Here is an 18129-nt window from a genome sequence, read left to right as displayed (position 1 = left end):
CATGCCGTACCTGACCGACATGTACCACGACCAGAACCGTCGCAGGCATGCTGGTCAGGACGGCTCTCCGCCGGTGGCTGCCGAATCCGACCGGCAGCCACCGGCCACCTTCGACCCGGACACCCTGACCGAGCGTCTTGGCGCACGGATCCTGGGGCAGTCCCCCGCCGTGCACAGCGCGGTTCGGGCCCTGACCCTGGCCACCGCGGGCGTCACCGACCCCGGCCGCCCACTGGCCAACCTGCTGCTCGTCGGGCCGACCGGCGTCGGGAAGACGGAGCTGGTCCGCCAGATCGCGGCGGAACTGCGATCCGGGCCGGATGATCTGTGCCGGGTGGACATGAGCTCGCTTGCCCAGGAGCACTACGCGGCCTCGTTCACCGGCGCCCCGCCCGGCTACGCCGGCAGCAAGGAGGCCTACAGCGTCTTCGATCGGTCCACAATAGAGGGAGATCCGTACACGCCGGGGATCGTGCTTTTCGACGAGGTCGAGAAGGCGCACCCGACCGTGTTGCGCGCCCTGCTGCACGTGCTGGACAACGGCAAGCTCCGGCTGGCTAACGGCCAGCAGACGATCTCCTTCCGGAACAGCTTCGTGTTCCTCACCTCGAACCTCGGCTCGGCGGAACTGGCCCGCCGCCGGGCCTCCCGCTGGCGCCGCCTCGCCGGGCCGCTGGGGGATCGCCTCGCCGCCCGCGGCAACCAGACCACCCTGGACACCGCCATCCGCGAGTTCTTCGACCCCGAGTTCCTCAACCGGATCGACGAGACGGTCGTGTTCACCGAGCTGGACACCGCCACCGCGGAACGGATCACCCGCCTGGAAATCGACCTGCTCCGGGCCCGCCTCCGCCGCCGCTCGGTCGACCTCGAAGTGGACGACACGGTGGCCGCCCTGCTCACCGAGACCGGCTTCGATCCGGTGTACGGCGCCCGTGGCCTGCGCCGCGCCCTGCGCACCACCCTCGCCGAGCCGGTCGCCACCGCCATCCTGCGCGCCCGCGGCCGCACCGCGACCCCCCTCCGGGTGCACGCCACCGCCGCAGGCGGCGAGGTCACCACCCAAACGTCCCCGGCAACGTCCTGAACGTGGCTTTCCGGACGTCTACCGTCGCGAACGGACCGATTGGGACGTCTGACGTCTCGAACGCCACGTTCAGGGCCCTTCGGGGGCGTACGCTGGGATCATGTGCCGGAACATCACCACGCTGCGCGGGCTGCAACCGCATGCGACCGATGAGGAGATCGAGGCCGCGGCGCGGCAGTATGTACGCAAGGTAACCGGGGTGCAGTCGCTCTCGGACAAGACCAGGGAGCCCTTCGAGGCGGCCGTCGCGGAGATCACCGCGATCACCACCCGGCTGCTCGCCGAGCTGCCGGAACGCAAGCAGCCACCGAAGAACGACCCGCCGCTGCGCCGCCCCGAGGTGCGTGCCCGCATGGCCGCCCGCTCGCAGGCATAGCCAACCAAGGTAGAACATGTTCTAATCGATGCCATGCGCCATGGCATCGTGCTGTTCACCAGTGATCGCGGGATCACCCCCGCCGACGCCGCGCGTGCGGCCGAGCAGGCCGGATTCGACTCGTTCTCGGTGCCCGAGCACACGCACATCCCGGTGCGCCGGACCGCGGCCCATCCGGGAACCGGCGACGAGAGCCTGCCGGACGACCGCTACCTGCGCACCCTCGATCCGTGGGTGGCGCTGGCCGGCGCGGCCTCGGTGACCAGCCGGATCACCCTCTCGACCGCCGTGGCACTGCCTGCCGAGCACGACCCGATCACCCTGGCGAAAACGATTGCGTCGCTGGATCACCTCTCCGGCGGCCGCGTCACCCTCGGCGCGGGCTTCGGCTGGAACACCGACGAGCTATCGGACCACGGGGTGCCGCCGGGCAGACGGCGCACCGTACTGCGCGAGTACCTGGCGGCCATGCGCACGCTGTGGACCGAGGACGAGGCGAGCTACGAGGGCGAGTTCGTCCGTTTCGGACCGAGCTGGGCCTGGCCCAAACCGACCGGTCGGATTCCGGTCCTGATTGGGGCAGGCGGCACCGAGAACACGTTCTCCTGGATCGCCCGGCACGCGGACGGCTGGATCACCACCCCCACCGACCGGGACCTGGACGAGAAGGTACGGCTGCTGCGCAAGGCCTGGAGCGAGCACGGCCGCGAAGGCGATCCGGAGATCATCGCCCTGGCCGGGAAACCGGATCATGAGGTGCTGGCGCACTGGGCGGAGCTGGGGGTGAGCGAGGTCGTCTTCGGCCTCCCGGACCGCTCCGCCGACGAGGTCACCGCCTGGATCGGGCGGCTGGCGGACAAACTCGATGCCGTCAGCTGAGCATCGCTCCGCCTGCGCATCAGGGCAGGTCCGCCGTCGAGGTGGTTTCCCAGGCGAACCCATCCGGGTCGGTGAACGGCTCGGCAGCCCCGCCGATCGCGATCCGGTGCGATCCGGAGCCATCGGGTGAGACGCCGGCATCCTTGGCGAGGGCTCGGCGCCGGTACAGCGCCAGCTTGATGGGGCCCTCCCCACCGTCGAACTCGACGTACATGCGGCCGAAGCTCTTCGCCACCGTGAAGCCCCGGTCGAGGTAGCAGCGCTTGCTCGCGGCCACATCGGTGGCTCCCAGGAGGAGCACGATGTTGTCGATCCGCCGGGTGGCCGGGCCGGTGTCCTTCTTCGCCGGGGTCGCGACCTTCCAGATCGTCCCGTCCGGGGCCTGGACGACCCCGCCGTGGCCCCACATCGACTTCGCGACCGGCTTGAGCGTCGTTGCCCCGGCTTCGATGGCGGAATCGAACAGGGCGCGGACATCGGCGGGCTGGGACACGATGAGTGACAGGGTGAACCCGCGAAAACCGGTGGTCGGTTCCTGCGAGGCCCGCAGGCGCAGCTCGGCGCCCAGCCCGAAGGCGTCGGCGTAGAAGCGTTCGGCGGCCGCGAGGTCGGCCACCTCGAGGGTGATGTTGTCGATTGAAGTCATGCCGGAAACACTAGGTGCGACCCGGTGACCAGCGCTTCTCGATTCCTGATCAGTCGGTGGATCCCGGGGCGCCGCAGCACTTCTTGTACTTGCGGCCGGATTCGCACCAGCACGGCTCGTTCCGGCCAGGAGGCCAGGGGCGGAACGCGCCCCGCCGGGCCAGTTCGGCACCGTAGGAGGCCCTGGCGCCCGGCCCGGCCGGGTCCTCTCCCCGCTCGGCGGCATGCTCGGCGAACTCGGCCACCGTGCCGGTGACGATCACGAACGAGGTGCCATACGTGTCGGACCGCAGGAACCGTTCCAGGCCCCTGCGGTGTTCGAGGTGCGGATCAGCTTCATCGCGGAAGTCGGCATAGGCGGTCGGCCAGCGCCGGAGCTGCTCGGCGAACTCCTCCGGCCGCCAGTACAGGACCGCGACCGGGCCGGAGTACGCCGCGCCGAACGAGTCATCGTCGTCCCGCGCGTTCCGCAGCAGCGGCATGGCCTCGCGGGCGGTTTCCCAGGTCTTGTCCCAGTCGTCCGGCGGCTGGTCCATGGCCTCCCGAACCCGTCGCCGCGAACCGACCATCGAGTGCAGGATCAGGTCGCCGACGAGGTGCTCGGCCGTCAGCGACTCGCCGGGCTCGAGCGAGTGGACGATCCCGCGGGTGAACCAGCGCAGCGCCTCCGCGAGATCACCGAACTCGTGCTCCACCACCTCGCCCGCGACCTCGTGCGAGCCCGCGTCGAGCTCGCCGTCCTTCCAGGCGTCGTCGAGCAGTTCCCTGGCGCGTTCGCGGTCACCGATGTCAACAAGGAAGGAGGCGTACGAGACCCTGGGGTCGACCTCGGCACCACCACGGTCCGGCTCGGCGAGCAGTCGCTCGTACAGCTCCCGCGCGCGCTCGTCGTTCCCGGCGATGTGCCAGTAGTCCGCCGCCTCGATCAGGCACTGCGCCCGCTCCTCGGGGTTCTGCTCCGCGGCCAGCTCGCAGTCGCGCGCGATCTCCTCGTATGTCGGATTCACGCTGCCACCGTAGACCCGCCGGGCTCAGTCGAACTCGCCGGCTTTGGCTCCGCGCACTCACGGTAACGACTACGGCACCCGCAGACCCGCAATTGCACAGTTATAAAACTTGGACTGCTGTCCTCGCGCCAGGTTCATACTTACGCATAACTGGATGTTTCGCGTTCAAGCGGACGGGCTGGCCGAGCGAACCGGCAGGGGCATCAACCGCATGTTCGCCGAGCAGTTGCGGGTCGGCCGACCGGTGCCGGACTACGGGCGCAGCACCGAGGCAACGGTGGTGGCCGTGCTACCCGGCGGACCGGCGAACCTCTCGATGACACGCTGGGCACTCGAACAGGAGCAGCAGATCCAACGGCCGCTCGCGTTGCCGGACCTTCGGGTCCTGTCGGAGCTGCTGCAGCAGAAGCAGATGGTGCTCACCTACGTGGACGCGCACGGGCAGACCACCCGTGGACAGGCGGCCGAGTTGTGCGCCATCGCCCGCCCAGGCAAGCAAGCTGCTGCGCGCGCTGGCCGACGAGGGTTCGCTGGCCCTGCGCGGGGAACGCCGGGACAGCTACTACCAGCGTCCCTGAACGTTCACGCGGAACCTAGTCGAACTCACCTGCTTTGGCTCCGCGCAGGAAGGCGTCCCACTCGGCGGCGGTGAAGTAGTGCGCGGGCTTGCCGCGGTCCTTGGTGTCCCGCAGGTAGCGGCCACCGCCGGGCGCCTCGGCCACCTCCACGCAGGCGCCGTTGTTGCCGTTGCTGAAGCTGCTCTTCCGCCAGTGCAGGTGCTCCGGGAGGCCGCTCATGCTGGCTCCCCTTTCTCGATCGCCCAGGTCCTAGAACTCCTCCCCGATTTTACCCAGCAGCTCCACGCTCTCCTCCGGCGTGAGGGCGATGGCCAGGGCACGGTCGAAGATGTCGGTATAGCGGGCCAGGTCCTCCGGCCGCTCGAAGTACATCCCGCCGCGCTCGTTCTCCACGTACACCAGGTCGATCTCGTTCGCGTCCGGGAACTTCAGCAGGTTGAACGGGCCACTCATCGCCGCATGCGCGCCGGCGGCAAACGGCACGATCCGGATGTCCGCATGCTGCCGCTCGATCACCTCGATCAGGTGCCGCACCTGGTCCAGCATCACCGAGCTGCCGCCGACCACCCTGCGCACCGCGCCCTCGTTGATCAGCGCGGTGATGCTGCGGTCCTCCAGTCGCAGCTGCCGGGCCACCCGCAGGTCCACGGCACGGTTCGCGGCCTCGTCACCCGCCTCCGGGTGCGCGGCGCGGTAGACCGCCCGGATGTAGCCGGGCGTCTGGAACATGCCCGGCACGAACTCGGACTCGTACAGCAGGATCCGCTCGGCGTCGCTCTCCAGGCTGGCGTAGATCTCGAACCAGTCGCTGATCACGTCCGAGTAGGACTCCCACCAGCCGCGTTCCTTGGACTGCTCGGACAACCGGATCAGCCGGTTGGTCTCGGCCTTGCTGGCGCCGTAGATCTCGCAGAGCTTGTAGACGTGCTCGGTGAGGATGGCGTTGCGGCCGTTCTCGATTCGGCTCAGCGAGGGCTGCGCCATCTTCATCCGCTTGGACACGGTCGTCGTGGTCATCCCGCGCTTCTCGCGGAGCTTGCGCAGGCGCTTACCGAGCACCCGGCGCCGCACGCCGGGACCGAGCGAAGTGGTCATGCCGCCGGATACTAGCCGCACTCCGCGCCCCCTATCGGGTGAACTTCACTCGTCGCGTTGCTTCACGTATATACGCGACCTACCGTAAATCGAACCGGCTGCGGCCGGTGGCCCGGCTCCGCGTACCCGCCCAGGTCTGCGGGGCCGGGTCCCAGAGCGGGAGGTAGAACCATGTGGCCACGGTGGCGGCGCTGGCCGAACGTGCGGCCGGATCGGGTCTGCGCGGTGTACTGCCGGGACGACCGGGGGCGGCGGACCAGGGTCACCATCGCGCTGTGCGGCGACCGGGTGCTGATCGGCGAACCGGACGGCGGCCAGTGGTGGCTGTCCCCACTTCAGGCCGGGCGGCTGCGGGCCGCGTTGCGGGATCTGGTGCTGCGCGATGCCAAGCCCTGAACAGGCGGCCATCGACGCGATCATGCGCAGTCGCGAAGCCGGATTCTGCTTCACGCACCTGCGCGACGGCGGTGAGCTGACCGCGATCCACGCCCAGCGCTGGCGCTGCGGCGCCCTGGACACCTACGTGGTCCGCTCCCCGACCGACGCCTACGCCGCCCGTTTCCGTGCCGAGGACCGGCACCCGCTCTGGCAACTCGGCGGCCCGGCCACCGAGGTCATCGAGGCCCTGCTCGACCTCCCCGCACACGGCACGGACGGCGCACCAACCCGCACCCGCAGCGGACTCTGGCTCCCGCCGTTGCGATCAGACTAGGGCGCCATCCGGAACCCGGTCGAGAAAGTCATTCAGGAAGTCCACGCGAGGCTGGAGGTCGGCAGGTTCCAGTGGACCTCGCCGCCAGGTGATGATCTCGTCACCGTGCACGCGGATCGGGTTGTCCTGTGCTCGACCATCGCCACGAAGCCAGGCCCGAACGTCCTCGGCCAGAACGTCCTCGGCAAACGCCGGGTCGTCGGTCGACACCGCGAACACCTCATCGAAGGCAGGATCGCCGGTGTCCTTGACGTGTACTCCGGCCTTGCGCAGTAACCCACCGAAGAATCCGCGTTCGCCGACTTCCAGCCAAGGCCGTTCACCGGCCAACTTCACCGCAATCACCTGGTACAACACGGTCTCGGTGCGCTCGTCGCCATGCCGGTCGGTCTCTTCCAGTCGGAACCCGAACTCGAAAGCGGTGAGCCCTCGACCTCGGTACTGGCCGCGGAACACGTGCTTCGCGGAACGCCACTCGGCGTCGTCGAACGGCCGGCCCGAATACTTCTTGGCAAGGCCTCGATCGTTGTCGACGTATTGCCAGCCCAGCCGGTGCGCAAGTTCGCGATACGCATCCCGGCGTGCCTTCTTCTGTTGCCATTGGTAATAAAGCCAACCGCCCAGCACGAGCGGCGCAACTATCCACCAGATCCAGTCCGGCACGGCCTACTCCGGGAGCTTCTCGAGGATCGTCGACGCTATCTGGGTGGCCGCGTCGCAGGTATTCTGATCACCGGACCCCGTGCCACTGAACACCACGCTGTACACCTGACTGGCGTCATCCGGCGCCAGCAGGACATCAACCGCACACATGGTTCCACCCGGCTGCGTACTCGCCCTGCGCGCCGGCACCCCGTCGACCTCGATCTCCTCGGGTTCCGCGTTGAGAGCCACGCCGCTATCGCCCGCACCACCGGTTGACGGTACCCCGGCACCAACCATGACCAGTGGGACCGGTCCCTCGGACGAGGAGAACGAACACTGCTTCCCTTCGGGCTCGCCGGCCTCGAAACCGGATCCGGTAGCTTCCTGCAAATCCTGAGCGGTTACGAGGTCGCACGAATCCTGACCGGTGAGCCGCTTGTTCGACGCCGACTGTTCACCTTCAGAGCCACATGCCGAAAGTAGCGGACCGGAACCCAGTACCATCGCGAGGGCGATACAACGGACAGGGCTTACCTTCATTACTCGCACCTTAATACTGGGAGTCGTCGAACGGGGTAAGGTCGCTGAAGTAGTCGTCGTCATCCTCCCAGCCCGCGCGCGAATGAACAGCACCGACCTCCGACTCCGCACGCTGAGGCCGATCGGTCGATGTCAGCTGCTCCTCCGAGGTAATCCGTGCGCTTGTTTCATATGCGGTGCGCACGCCTTCGTCAAGAGCCAGTTCGCCTTCGACAACCGCCCGCCAGGTAATCTCACCGCTGGCCACCCTCGCCGCGACCGCGTCCCAGGCTGGTGTGCGGCCAGGACCGGTGACGTAGTCGCGGAACTGAGCGATCTCATCCTCGGTGACGGCTTCTTCGCTGGATTCCAGATCGGCGATCACTTCCTCGGCGCGCCGGATCTCCTCGGCCGCGCCGTCAACCGCCGCGTCGAGTTGGCGCTCGGCGCTCAGCATCGGTGCCAGGTACCAGTCGGCCGAACCGGCAACGCCAGTCACCGGGACCCGCCTCCCTCTCCGGTCGTGTCGTCCTGCGGGTTCAGCCGCTTGTCGATCTCGCTCAACTTCCCGTCGAGCTGTCCCTTCTTCTCCTCGAGATCCTTCTTCTTGTCCTTGATCTCGGCTTTACCACCAACCATTGCCTTGGTGATCTCCGCGACATCTTGAGTCGAGTTGATCTCGGGGATGGTCTTCACCGCGTCGAACACCCCCTGATAGGCCTTGAAGTAGTTCCCGAGGGCGGCGACCAACTCTTCTATCTGTACATGCAGCCGCTCGACTTGGTGTATCAAGCCGACAATCTCTTCGACGTCGCTCCAGTACGGAAACTTCTCGAAACCTGTCGCAACCCAGTTGACCAGACCGGCCAATACCCCACCGAGCGACGAAACCGCCTTCCCAGCAAGCTTGACAATTTTCTGTACGATCTTGTCCAGAAGATCGATGGCCTTCTCGGCCAGCTTGATCGACCACTCCGACAACTTGGTAAAGCCTTTACCCATGTAGTCGGAAAGCTGCTCCGCGATGAACAGTGCACCTACCCAGTTGATCTCCACGTATCCCTGGTAGGCATCCGCGGCTTCCCCACGGGTCCAGTGCTCGGTCAACAACTTGTACGTGTTGTCCGTCAGGTTCTTAGACAAGCCGTTGAACTGCTTGGAAACATGCTACCATGCCTCACCGTTCTCGGCGATACGGTTGAAGTCACCGGTAATGGGCTCCACCAGATGCGCGTAGAGACCTTTGCCGTCATCGCTGATGAAGTTGCGCCAGAACCAGTCGATCTGATCCAAGCCGAAATGGTCTTGCTTCAACTTCTCGGCAAGCGGTGTAGTCGAGACCGTCGGTGTAAAACCGTCGATGGATACAGTGTCACTAAATGGCACGAGCACCGCCCTTACCGGCGCCTTCGACACGCTCCTGTGCCTCGACCTCGGCTAGGCCGTACTTGTAGGCGGCCGTCCGAACCCCTTCACCGGTCTGATTGAGTTTCCGCTGCAGCATCTCAAACATCGGCTGCAGCAGGTTCGTACGTGCGGCCTCACAGCCGTCGCCAATAGGAGTGAGAAGACCGGTGAACCCGGTGCTGTTCATACCTTCGTACATCGCCGACAGGCGCACAGTCTGCACGTCGAGCGACAAATCGGACACATAGTCAGCGTAATCCCGCAAAGCGCCGGGATCTACCTCGTGCCCTCCCCCGTTTGCCACAATTCCTCCCCGATATTGGAACACGCGCAGGCTAGTACAGGTGGGAAGGTCACACAAGCAACACGGAAGGTCACGCAAAGTTCGCCTGGTCAGTACGGCAGCAGCGGGCTCGGCCTGCCGTGCCAGGACACCGCGAGACGTTCCCTGGCGCGGGTACATGCGACGAACAGCAAGCAGCGTTCCCGCTCCCGGCCGGGACGATCGCCGAGGCGAGCGGGACGTCGCGACCACCGGGCACCTGCGAGCGGCAGCCGGCCAACGTGCCCGGCTGCCCGTTCAGATCGGGCAGCCGCTCGCCATGCAGGATGCCGAAGGATCCCGGCGGTGGTCCGGTAGTTGATCTTCAACCGCTCCCAGCGGCCGGCGATGAGGCCGCGTTCGCCGGGGTGCAGCGCCGGATAACCGAGGCAACGTGGGACGCGCAGCTGGCACCGGCGCTGCGCGAGCACGGAGTCGCCGTGGTCGAGGAGCGGGTGACCGGGCTGTTGCTGGACGACCTCGCGGGAACTGAATCCTGAAAGTCGACGGCGGTCCTGCCCTTTGGGTCGGGTGCACGTGCCCGTGGCGTTCCTACGCTGCGCGGGTCGAACAGCCGATCCGGGGAGATGTGGGTGCGATGCGCGCTGGGTTCCGAGGTTGCGTGCTGGCCGCGGCGGTGGGATTGCTCGTGTTCGCCGGGCTGCCGCTGCCTGCCGCACGCAGTGCCCCGAACGAGGACTTGCCAGCCAGGGTGAGCGAGTTCGTCGAGTCCTATCTGGACAGTACCGGGTTGCCGGGGGCGGCGGTGGCGATCACCAGAGAGGATCGGGTGCTGCTGGCCGCCGGGTACGGCCACGACTCCACCGGCGCGGCGGTGACCGAGCACACCCGGTTCCCGGTGGGGTCGCTCAGCAAGTCGTTCACCGCGCTGGCCGTGCTGCAGCTGGCCCAGGCCGGCAAGGTGGAGCTGGACGCGCCGGTGCGCCGGTACCTGCCCTCGTTCCGGCTCGTCGATCCGCGGGGTGCCCGGATCACGGTGCGGCAGCTGCTGAACCAGACCTCCGGGATGTCCGATGCCGCCTACCCGGACGCCAGGATGCCGCAGCCGGACACCCTCGCCGGAGCGGTCGACCGGTTGCACGCGGCGGGGCTGGCCGCCGAGCCGGGGAGCACCTGGCGTTACTACAACCCGAACTGGCATGTCGCCGCCCGGCTGGTCGAGGTGGTGAGTTCCCGGCCCTACGCCGACTACCTGCGCGAGCGAGTGTTCCGGCCGCTGGGGATGGCAGGCAGCTCGACGGTACTGCGCACCGGGGACGCCGCGGTACCGGAAGGGCACGCCTACACCTACGGGATCCCGTTCGTGCGCTCGGAGCCGGCGCAGTTCGTCGCGGGGTCGCATGGGGTGATCTCCACGGCCGCGGACCTGGCCAGCTGGCTGATCATGCAGAACGGTCACGGCAGGCGGCTGGTCTCGGCGGACGGCCTGGACACCATGCACACCCCACCCGGCCCAGCCAGCAAGGAGGGGATGGGCTGGTTCGCAGGCACCGAGGACGGCCGGACCGAGATATCCCACGACGGCGCCTGGTTCACCTACACCGCGCGACAGGTCCTGCTGCCGGGCAGCGGCTATGGGGTGGCCGTGCTGGCCAACACCGGGATCGGGCTGGCGCCCACCGACGCGAACGCCATCGCGGACGGGGTGCTGACCGCGATCGAGGGCGGCACCCCGCGACCCCCGGCACCGATCGTGCTGGTCACCGACCTCGTGCTCGCCGGGCTCACCCTGCTCGCCGTGGGCCTCGTGGTGCGCGGGATCCTGCGCAGGCATCGCTGGGCGGCTCGCCGCCGCCGGTACGCATGGTGGCGGGCCATACCGCGGCTGCTGCCGTACGTCCTGCCGGTGGTCTGCCTTGCGCTGCTGCCGCAGTTGGTCGACCGGATCTTCAACGGGCCTTCGATCAGCTGGGCGCAGCTGCTCACCGGGGCGGTGGCGCTGGTGGCCGGTGCCGCGATCACCGCCTTGGGCTGCCTCACGGTCGTCCTGGTCCGCCTGCGTGCGCTGCTGACCGGGTCGCGACACTATTCGGAGAATTCGTAAGTAGGATTCGAAATGTGTCGACCACCGAGAATGATCGACTTTTCACTTCGCCACAGGGGGACACCGGACAGCCGAACCGAATCCGCCGAAGGTACCAATTCGTACTCGCGGGAGCCATCATTGTGCTCGCGTTCGGCGTCCGGCTTTCCCTGTTCCACTACGAGACTTCCGACTACCTGCTGTTCTATCGTCCCTGGTACGACTTCATCATCGAGCACGACGGCTTCTCGGCCCTGCGATACGAGTTCTCCGATCTCAATGCCCCGTACCGGTACTTCCTGATCATTCTGACCTACCTGCCGGTACCCCCACTGTTCGGAATCAAGATCTTCTCGGTGTTGTTCGAGATCGTGCTCGCCTTCTTCACCTACCGGATCGTCGCGCTGCGTTTTCCGGGCTCCTGGACGCCGTTCGTCGCGGGCGGGGTCGTCTTCCTGCTGCCCACCGTCGTGCTGAACGGCTCCATGTGGGCCCAGGCCGACGCCAGCTACGCCGCGTTCTCCCTCGGCGGCGTCTACTACCTGCTGACCAGGAGGCCGTGGTGGGCATGCGTGTTCTTCGGGCTCGCGCTGGCATTCAAGCTGCAGGCGATCTTCCTCTTCCCGTTGCTACTGATCATGGTGCTGACCGGCAGGGTGCCGTGGCGGGCCCTGCTCGCGATTCCGGCCGTCTACCTGCTGCTGGACGTCCCCGCGCTGCTGTTCGGAGCCTCGGCGGCGAAACTGCTGACCGTCTACGTGAGCGCGACCGACGTCTGGCAGCAACTCACGATGAACGCGCCGTCGGTATGGCAGTTCTTCCGGGGTGAGCAGGGCCTGGAGATCATGCGGCTGCCGGGCGTGCTGTTCACCGGCGCGCTGGTCCTGGCCCTCTGCCTGCTCGTGCTGCTCAGCAGGGTGGAACTCACCGAAGCCCGGATCGTGCTGTTGGGCGCGCTGTCCGTGGTACTGGTCCCCTACGCCCTGCCGTCCATGCACGAGCGGTACTTCTACCTCGCCGACGTGCTGACCGTGATCCTGGCGTGCTACCTGCCCCGGCGGACGTGGTACGTCCCGATCGTCGTGCAGACCGTCTCGCTGCTGTCCTACATCCCGTTCCTGTTCTGGGCCCCGGCCGGCGCGGAGCCGGTGGACCTGCGCATCCTCGCCGCGGCGGAGCTGGTCGTGCTGGTGGTGCTGGCCAGGGAGACCGCCCGGCAACTACGCAACCCAGCGGCGAGGGCGCCTGCTGCTGGCGGCCCTCCGAGCAGGTCTTTCAAACCCTGACCCACGTGTTCGGCGCCTGTTGAAAATGGCAGAGAAGTGGGAAGTTAACGATCTAAACAAGCAGTAAGCTCGCAGGTGACAACGTTGCCAAACCTCGTTACTCTCCCCGACGACAAGGACCACGCCGGGCCCAACGGCGTGGTCCTTGTCTCTGTCGGGGTTAGTTTCCGATGTTACTTGCGCGGCAAAGCCAACAGGTTGTCGGTCCACCGGCCGTTGGCGTGCGTACGCAGGTACTTCGGGCCTGTACTCGGGGTCACAACCCCGACATCTGCCCGATTACCATTGCCGTCCTCAACGAAAGCCTTGCCGTTTTCGTCCTCGATCCACGACACGATCTTGGCCCGCGTGTTGTCGTCGGCCTTGCCGGTGGCCGGGTTGATCCACCATAGGCGGCTGATGTGCTCGTGACCTTCGCCGCCTGTCAGGCGGATTGCTGTGATTCGGATCGCCATCGGCTACCTCTCCTTCCGCACGCCCTTGAAGGGCGCGCTGTCGTGCTTCCCGTCCATGAACCGGCCGTTCGAGCCGCGCTTCGTCCATGTCTGGGTGCGGGGGTTGTGGGTCTGGCTCCGCTGGCGCACTGCGCCAACCCGAGAGCCACGCCCGGTGTTCTTGGCCATAGCGGCCTCCTGACAATCTGACAAACTCGCCACCCGGCGAGCCGTTGGCGAAACCTTACACTCACATGGAGTAGTGCGCAAGGCAAAATGACTACCGTCCAGCGGTAGTGTTTTTTTCGCAAACATGTCAGGATGGCCGTACTGTTGGGAGGTATGCCATGCGGTGGCCGGAAGATGCCGTCAATCAGCTGTACGAGGCGATCGGTGACCGAATCCGCGCCGCCCGCACCCAACACCGCTTGACGCAGGCTCACCTGGGCAAGCGGCTAGGTCTGACACGCTCATCCATTGCGAACATCGAAGCTGGCCGTCAGCGTGTCATGATTCACTGGTTGGTCCAGATTGCAGAGGAACTCGATGTGCCACCCGCGACGCTGTTCGCCCTACCTGATCAGCCCGCGCGCACCGCAAAGGCACTCCTAGCGCCAGATAGCTTGGACGGCCAGCCGGACACCACTCACGACTTCGTCAGCTCGGTGCTACGCCGAGCCACAAACGACTAGAGGTAGATCGTGGCAGATCGCAAGGTCCAGCGCGGCGTTGCCGAACTGCTGACAAAGTACGGCATCCACACGTCGCCAACCCCAGTCGAACCCATCGCCCGAAGTGAGGGCATCCAGGTCGTTCGCGCGCCAGCTTCGGGCTCCGAATCCGGCTTCTTGCTCCGTGACGCGGAGCGCGTGGTCATTGGCATCAACAGCCAGACCTCCCGAAGGCGCCAGAGATTTACGATTGCACACGAACTTGGGCACTGGAAGCTCCACGATGGCCGACCGCTCATCGTTGACCACACGATCCGGATCAACAAGCGCGACCAGGTCTCAAGCGCGGCGACCGACTACGAAGAGATCGAAGCCAATGCCTTCGCGGCAGCGCTGCTCATGCCAGCGGAGTTGGTCCAAGCTGCAGTCGACCGCGAGCAGAAGACCGGCATCGAGTCTCGCGATGATCTGATCCAAGCCCTAGCCGAAGAGTTTGACGTCAGCAGCGAAGCCATGGGGTACCGGTTGATCAATCTTGGTGTGTTTACCAGCTAAGATCGTCGATATATCGATGTAGCCAACTCGACAAAGATCTTCAGCATCATCAATGAAGATGCGGTAGCAACATGTATTTGTTTGCTACCAGCCTTGCGCCTCTCATATAGACAACGACGACCCTGACTAGGGTTTTTCAGGGAACCGAAATAAATGTCGACGGGAAAGTTACATATGTTTATCATCGTGCCCATCGGATAGGGCCACTCATTCGCAAAGCCCCGATTTTATTTTGTACAGGGCAGGGGTTATGCCTGCGGATTGGTTCTCGACTTGCCATTTGCGATCAATTGCGCTGATATGCCACATCACTAAGCACGATGTGTCTATCAACATAAACGAGGCAACGACCATGTTCCACTCCCTACCAAAACAAGAAGCAATTCTAGGCGACTCGTACACGGCAGCACACGTGACGGTTTGCGCCATACGAGTTACGCAAGGTGTACCTCGGCACCTACCGACCCAGCGACCCACAGCCGAATTCCTCATGCAGTACCACCAGCAGGACGGACCGCACGTGACGAGCTTCCATAACAGTGAACTGTCAGGCGAGAAGACCTGACGGCTGTACCGGCACCTCCAGACCTTTGGCAACCAGGCGTGCACGATTACGGTGCGGGGGGCAGATGTGCAGGTAGGCGAGGGTGATTCTTCTTGAGCAGTGACGTATGCTCTGCTAATGCATCGCGCCGTTCTCGATTCCAATGCCATAGATCCCATTGCAGATAACGCTGGCGCCTATGAAGCGGTCCGAGCGGCAATTGATGACGGCCGCCTGCAACTGCTCTGTACCCACGTCAGCATCGACGAACTCTGCGAGATACCAGATGTCAAACGGAGAGCACGGCTAATCCTGCTGTTGGTTGCTCTTGGCGAGCTAGTCTCCACTGGTGCCGTTGTTAACGACCACTCTAAACTTAACTTCTGCCGACTAATCGACAACGACGACGTCAATGTCATGGCGGAACTGCGCTCCGGCAACATCAGGCATACTCGTGACGCGCTCATCGCCGCGACCGCCCGCTATGAGAACGCAAGCCTGATCACCAACGAACATCGGCTCACTCGCCGAGCCAGAGAGCAGGGCATCGAAGTTCTCACACCCCGGGAACTCCTCGACGAGGTTGGCTTCAGTGTCTGATCGCCAAGTGTTCCATTGGCCACGATACTGGAACGTACACAGCAGGCATCGCAGACGCTGACCTCGCCCTCCACAAAGCCCCACATCCCGTTGCCACAACGTCCCCAGCCGGTGCTTCAGCCTCGTTCCCTCGGTCGGACAGTCGGATGTACGACCCAAGGGTGTGCAGGTCACGCATGGCGCGCAGTGTGGCGAAGGCGGGCGGGGTGGAGCCGATGTGCGGATCGGTACTTGAGGCAGATCAGCCGTTCGTCACGACATCCACCAGCCTTGCTACATCCATCAGGCCCGGCAACACGATCGTTGCCCCCGCCGCCCGCAACGCCGCCTCGTCACTCTTGCCTGTCGCAACAGCAATGACCCGTACACCAGCAGCACGCCCGGCCTGCACGTCGTTCGGCGTGTCCCCGATAAGCACCGTGCGGTCGCTCGCGAACGTCACACCTATGCACTCCTTGGCCCGGCGCTGTGCAATCGCCACCAGTTCAGCCCTGTCCGAGTGGTCGTCGCCGTAGGCACTGCTCACGAGATCGAGAGGGTCGGCCAAGCCGAATGCCTCTACCTTGATCCGCGCCACCTCGCGCAGGTTGCCGGTCAACACGCCTTGGTGGATGGAAGGCTCAGCTGCGAAAGCCGCGAGCGCATCAGCGGCGCCCGGCAGAGCACGGCCAACTGTCGCCAGTTCGTCGCGAGCGTCCTCATAGCCCCGCACCAGTGCAGCGGCCAACGTATCCACGGCCTCGCCGGTCGGCTCAATGCCATTGATCCGTAGCGACTCCCGCATGATGTCCAGTTCCGTCCGGCCGGAAATCTGCGCCAGATGCGCGAGTGGCTGGCCGGTAGCGGCGTAGAACGCCCGGTCGTAGATGGCGCGGCCGACGCCCCGTGTCTCGATCAAGGTGTGGTCGATATCCCAGAGGACAAGCGTGCGGAGCGGAGCATTGCCGTGGCGGGACGTCACCATTGCACGAGTGTGCCACCCGTGACGGACGAGACGGGTAAGCGTACGATTTGCCCTGGTCACGCCCTCGCGGGAGGGGTTGAGACGGGCATGAACGAACATTTGGCGCGGGTGGTCGGTGACCGCGTGCGCTTCTACCGCACGGCCGCTCGCCAGACCAAGACGGTGGTCGCCGGACTGACCGGCATCACGCCGGATTACCTGTACCAGATCGAGCGCGGCCAGAAGCTACCGACGATCACGGTGCTCGCGCAGCTTGCCGACGTGCTGTATGTGGAGCTCGGCGACCTGCTCAGCCACCGGCCGACACCGGAGAAACAGCACAACAACACCGAAGCTGGTGACGCGCTGTACCGAGCGTTGACAAACCCCATTTCACCAGCGCCGACGACCGCTCCTGCGCTGCCAACGCTGCACGACGCCGTGCAAAACGCCTGGCATACGTGGCAGACCTCGCCGCAGCGCTACAGCAGCCTGAATGCTCAGCTGCCCGAACTCGTCGCCGACGCGACCAGCGCTGTTCGCGTCGCCGCGCCCGAGAAGCAACGAGACGCCCAGCGTGAGGCCGCAGATCTGTACTGTTTGCTGCGGACCGTCACCAAGCGTGTCGGCCGAAGTAACTTGGCGTTGCTGGCTGCGGATCGAGCCGTACAAGCCGCCGAAGCAGCCGACGATCCGATACGGCTGGCGGGCGCCAAGTGGAACTTGACTCAGGTACTGCTCGCCGATGGGCAGGCCGAAGGCGCCGAGGAAATCGCGATGCAGGCTGTCGAGGAGCTGCGCTCCTTCGTCGCGGCCGACCACGCCGACGCCTTGGCACTCTCGGGCGCGCTGCTACTCATCGCTGGTATTGCCGCTGTTCGCCGCGGTGACGCCTGGACGGCTCGCGACCGACTGCATGAAGCAGCACCGTTAGCTGAGCAGACCGGCGAACGGAACACCTGCTGGACGGCGTTCGGACCGACCAACGTCGCCATGTACGCCGTAACCATCGAGGTCGAATCGGGCGAAGCGGTCGAGGGCCTGCGCCTGGCGGAACGCATCAACCATGATCGCTCGCCCTCGATCGAACGCCGCGTAGCGTTCCTGCTGGATCAAGCCAAGGGGTATCAGCAGCGCCGCGACTACGCCAGCGCCTTACTCTTGCTCAACACCGCCGAGCGGGAAGCGCCGGAAGACGTACGCTTCCGGCCCGCCGCCCACGTGCTGCTGCGCACCGTAGTGGAGCGCGGGCGACGTTCGGTATCGCTGGAAGCGTCCAGGCTGGCCAGCCGCGTCGGTCTGCCGCTTTGACGCCATCCGAACGCCCAGACCACCCGAACTGACAGTTCGGGTTACTGGCGAGTAACCGCCATAGCGTCTCTGTCCAGGCACCCGGCGCCGGCCGACCCACTCCCCCGATAGCCCTGGCCAGGCGTTCCCGCTTGACACACATGCGCCCGCCTGGGCTGTGGTGTTCCCGGCGCCGGGTTGCCGCTCCACATGTCAGCCAACTCGACAGGATGGAGCGGTCACCATGACCGTGCGCCTTCGCGATCTTCATGCCCCCACCGCAGTACTGCAGGGTTGGCAGCGCCGCCTGAACTGGATGTGCGCCCAGCACACCGAACGAGTGCCCGAGCCAGCCCAGCTCTACACCTTGATCGGCCTGGCCCTGACCCTGCACGGACCGTTGCCCCGCACCGGACTGTGCGAGTCCTGCGGGCTGGCCTGGCCCTGCCCGCAGGTGCGCTTAGCCTTCCGGCTGCGCGAAGGGTTCTAG

The 18129-nt window shown here is 65.7% G+C and carries 26 protein-coding genes; 14 read left to right on the top strand and 12 right to left on the bottom strand.

The genetic code is table 11. The features are described 5' to 3' along the window. Nucleotide 1 precedes the first annotated feature (1 nt). The 3 genes from KOI47_RS01635 to KOI47_RS01625 all read left to right on the top strand — a co-directional run bounded on the left by KOI47_RS01635 (nucleotide 2) and on the right by KOI47_RS01625 (nucleotide 2342). On the top strand, nucleotides 2-1087 hold the full coding sequence (locus tag KOI47_RS01635; RefSeq protein ID WP_216213114.1) for an AAA family ATPase: 1086 nt from the start codon (nucleotides 2-4) through the stop codon (nucleotides 1085-1087). A 100-nt stretch (nucleotides 1088-1187) separates the two neighbouring features. Further along, nucleotides 1188-1463, top strand: coding sequence for a DUF2277 domain-containing protein (locus tag KOI47_RS01630; RefSeq protein ID WP_216213111.1), 276 nt, complete (start codon nucleotides 1188-1190; stop codon nucleotides 1461-1463). A 33-nt stretch (nucleotides 1464-1496) separates the two neighbouring features. Beyond that, a complete protein-coding gene (locus KOI47_RS01625; RefSeq protein WP_216213108.1) occupies nucleotides 1497-2342 on the top strand; it encodes an LLM class F420-dependent oxidoreductase in 846 nt (281 codons plus the stop codon). Between the two features lie 19 nt (nucleotides 2343-2361). On the opposite strand, the gene KOI47_RS01620 is transcribed toward KOI47_RS01625, so the two are convergent. Beyond that, on the bottom strand, nucleotides 2362-2988 hold the full coding sequence (locus tag KOI47_RS01620) for a VOC family protein (RefSeq protein ID WP_216213105.1): 627 nt from the start codon (nucleotides 2986-2988) through the stop codon (nucleotides 2362-2364). 49 nt (nucleotides 2989-3037) lie between these two features. Then, entirely contained in the window at nucleotides 3038-3994 is a 957-nt protein-coding gene (locus tag KOI47_RS01615) for an SEC-C metal-binding domain-containing protein (RefSeq protein ID WP_216213103.1), read from the bottom strand. Between the two features lie 452 nt (nucleotides 3995-4446). On the opposite strand from KOI47_RS01615, the gene KOI47_RS36100 reads away from it, so the two are divergent. Continuing rightward, entirely contained in the window at nucleotides 4447-4572 is a 126-nt protein-coding gene (locus tag KOI47_RS36100; RefSeq protein WP_269756690.1) for a hypothetical protein, read from the top strand. Between the two features lie 15 nt (nucleotides 4573-4587). Here KOI47_RS36100 and KOI47_RS01610 read toward each other — a convergent pair whose 3' ends face one another. After that, a complete protein-coding gene (locus KOI47_RS01610) occupies nucleotides 4588-4791 on the bottom strand; it encodes a DUF397 domain-containing protein (protein ID WP_141999923.1) in 204 nt (67 codons plus the stop codon). Between the two features lie 30 nt (nucleotides 4792-4821). Further along, nucleotides 4822-5667 (bottom strand): helix-turn-helix domain-containing protein, encoded by an 846-nt coding sequence (locus KOI47_RS01605; RefSeq protein ID WP_216213101.1) that lies wholly within the window; start codon nucleotides 5665-5667, stop codon nucleotides 4822-4824. Nucleotides 5668-5838: 171 nt separating this feature from the next. Between KOI47_RS01605 and KOI47_RS01600 the strand changes: the two genes are divergently transcribed. Both KOI47_RS01600 and KOI47_RS01595 read left to right on the top strand, forming a co-directional pair. Further along, complete coding sequence (locus KOI47_RS01600) at nucleotides 5839-6063, top strand: hypothetical protein (RefSeq protein ID WP_216213098.1); 225 nt, start codon at nucleotides 5839-5841, stop codon at nucleotides 6061-6063. Further along, nucleotides 6050-6379, top strand: a complete 330-nt coding sequence (locus KOI47_RS01595) for a hypothetical protein (protein WP_216213095.1) — start codon at nucleotides 6050-6052, stop codon at nucleotides 6377-6379. The genes KOI47_RS01600 and KOI47_RS01595 overlap by 14 nt, the downstream gene beginning before the upstream one ends. Here the strand turns inward: KOI47_RS01595 and KOI47_RS01590 are convergent. The 6 genes from KOI47_RS01590 to KOI47_RS01570 all read right to left on the bottom strand — a co-directional run bounded on the left by KOI47_RS01590 (nucleotide 6371) and on the right by KOI47_RS01570 (nucleotide 9194). Next, on the bottom strand, nucleotides 6371-7042 hold the full coding sequence (locus KOI47_RS01590; protein WP_216213092.1) for a hypothetical protein: 672 nt from the start codon (nucleotides 7040-7042) through the stop codon (nucleotides 6371-6373). The two genes, KOI47_RS01595 and KOI47_RS01590, sit on opposite strands and share 9 nt — an antisense overlap. A 3-nt stretch (nucleotides 7043-7045) precedes the next feature. Next, nucleotides 7046-7564 (bottom strand): DUF3558 family protein, encoded by a 519-nt coding sequence (locus tag KOI47_RS01585; protein ID WP_216213090.1) that lies wholly within the window; start codon nucleotides 7562-7564, stop codon nucleotides 7046-7048. A 10-nt stretch (nucleotides 7565-7574) separates the two neighbouring features. After that, nucleotides 7575-8042, bottom strand: a complete 468-nt coding sequence (locus tag KOI47_RS01580; protein WP_216213088.1) for a hypothetical protein — start codon at nucleotides 8040-8042, stop codon at nucleotides 7575-7577. Next, nucleotides 8039-8686 (bottom strand): hypothetical protein, encoded by a 648-nt coding sequence (locus KOI47_RS01575; RefSeq protein WP_216213085.1) that lies wholly within the window; start codon nucleotides 8684-8686, stop codon nucleotides 8039-8041. The genes KOI47_RS01580 and KOI47_RS01575 overlap by 4 nt, the downstream gene beginning before the upstream one ends. A 24-nt stretch (nucleotides 8687-8710) precedes the next feature. Next, nucleotides 8711-8836 carry a hypothetical protein gene (locus KOI47_RS36095; protein WP_269756689.1) on the bottom strand — a complete coding sequence of 42 codons (126 nt, stop codon included), beginning with the start codon at nucleotides 8834-8836 and terminating at the stop codon, nucleotides 8711-8713. Nucleotides 8837-8918: 82 nt separating this feature from the next. Beyond that, a complete protein-coding gene (locus KOI47_RS01570; protein ID WP_216213082.1) occupies nucleotides 8919-9194 on the bottom strand; it encodes a hypothetical protein in 276 nt (91 codons plus the stop codon). Nucleotides 9195-9559: 365 nt separating this feature from the next. On the opposite strand from KOI47_RS01570, the gene KOI47_RS01565 reads away from it, so the two are divergent. The 3 genes from KOI47_RS01565 to KOI47_RS01555 all read left to right on the top strand — a co-directional run bounded on the left by KOI47_RS01565 (nucleotide 9560) and on the right by KOI47_RS01555 (nucleotide 12602). Next, the gene (locus KOI47_RS01565; protein WP_216213078.1) at nucleotides 9560-9772 is read left to right on the top strand and encodes a DUF2399 domain-containing protein; all 213 of its coding nucleotides are present in this window, start codon (nucleotides 9560-9562) and stop codon (nucleotides 9770-9772) included. Between the two features lie 98 nt (nucleotides 9773-9870). Further along, nucleotides 9871-11337 (top strand): serine hydrolase domain-containing protein, encoded by a 1467-nt coding sequence (locus tag KOI47_RS01560; RefSeq protein ID WP_216213075.1) that lies wholly within the window; start codon nucleotides 9871-9873, stop codon nucleotides 11335-11337. A gap of 122 nt (nucleotides 11338-11459) precedes the next feature. After that, nucleotides 11460-12602 (top strand): hypothetical protein, encoded by a 1143-nt coding sequence (locus tag KOI47_RS01555; protein ID WP_216213072.1) that lies wholly within the window; start codon nucleotides 11460-11462, stop codon nucleotides 12600-12602. Nucleotides 12603-12775: 173 nt separating this feature from the next. Here the strand turns inward: KOI47_RS01555 and KOI47_RS01550 are convergent, their stop codons facing one another. Further along, the gene (locus KOI47_RS01550) at nucleotides 12776-13057 is read right to left on the bottom strand and encodes a DUF3892 domain-containing protein (protein ID WP_216213067.1); all 282 of its coding nucleotides are present in this window, start codon (nucleotides 13055-13057) and stop codon (nucleotides 12776-12778) included. 326 nt (nucleotides 13058-13383) lie between these two features. Between KOI47_RS01550 and KOI47_RS01545 the strand changes: the two genes are divergently transcribed. The 3 genes from KOI47_RS01545 to KOI47_RS01535 all read left to right on the top strand — a co-directional run bounded on the left by KOI47_RS01545 (nucleotide 13384) and on the right by KOI47_RS01535 (nucleotide 15406). Then, nucleotides 13384-13728: a helix-turn-helix domain-containing protein gene (locus tag KOI47_RS01545; protein ID WP_216213063.1), complete on the top strand. Its 345-nt coding sequence runs from the start codon at nucleotides 13384-13386 to the stop codon at nucleotides 13726-13728. A gap of 9 nt (nucleotides 13729-13737) precedes the next feature. Next, nucleotides 13738-14262: an ImmA/IrrE family metallo-endopeptidase gene (locus KOI47_RS01540; protein ID WP_216213061.1), complete on the top strand. Its 525-nt coding sequence runs from the start codon at nucleotides 13738-13740 to the stop codon at nucleotides 14260-14262. Between the two features lie 682 nt (nucleotides 14263-14944). After that, nucleotides 14945-15406 carry a PIN domain-containing protein gene (locus KOI47_RS01535; RefSeq protein ID WP_216213058.1) on the top strand — a complete coding sequence of 154 codons (462 nt, stop codon included), beginning with the start codon at nucleotides 14945-14947 and terminating at the stop codon, nucleotides 15404-15406. Between the two features lie 241 nt (nucleotides 15407-15647). Here KOI47_RS01535 and KOI47_RS01530 read toward each other — a convergent pair whose 3' ends face one another. After that, complete coding sequence (locus KOI47_RS01530; protein ID WP_216213055.1) at nucleotides 15648-16370, bottom strand: HAD family hydrolase; 723 nt, start codon at nucleotides 16368-16370, stop codon at nucleotides 15648-15650. Nucleotides 16371-16457: 87 nt separating this feature from the next. Between KOI47_RS01530 and KOI47_RS01525 the strand changes: the two genes are divergently transcribed. Beyond that, a complete protein-coding gene (locus KOI47_RS01525; RefSeq protein ID WP_216213052.1) occupies nucleotides 16458-17660 on the top strand; it encodes a helix-turn-helix domain-containing protein in 1203 nt (400 codons plus the stop codon). Between the two features lie 223 nt (nucleotides 17661-17883). After that, nucleotides 17884-18129, top strand: a complete 246-nt coding sequence (locus KOI47_RS01520) for a hypothetical protein (protein WP_216213047.1) — start codon at nucleotides 17884-17886, stop codon at nucleotides 18127-18129.

It is taken from the genome of Amycolatopsis aidingensis (genome assembly GCF_018885265.1).
GTDB lineage: Bacteria > Actinomycetota > Actinomycetes > Mycobacteriales > Pseudonocardiaceae > Amycolatopsis > Amycolatopsis aidingensis.
Note: the sequence above shows the minus strand (reverse complement) of the source record. Positions and strands in the feature narration are given on the sequence as shown.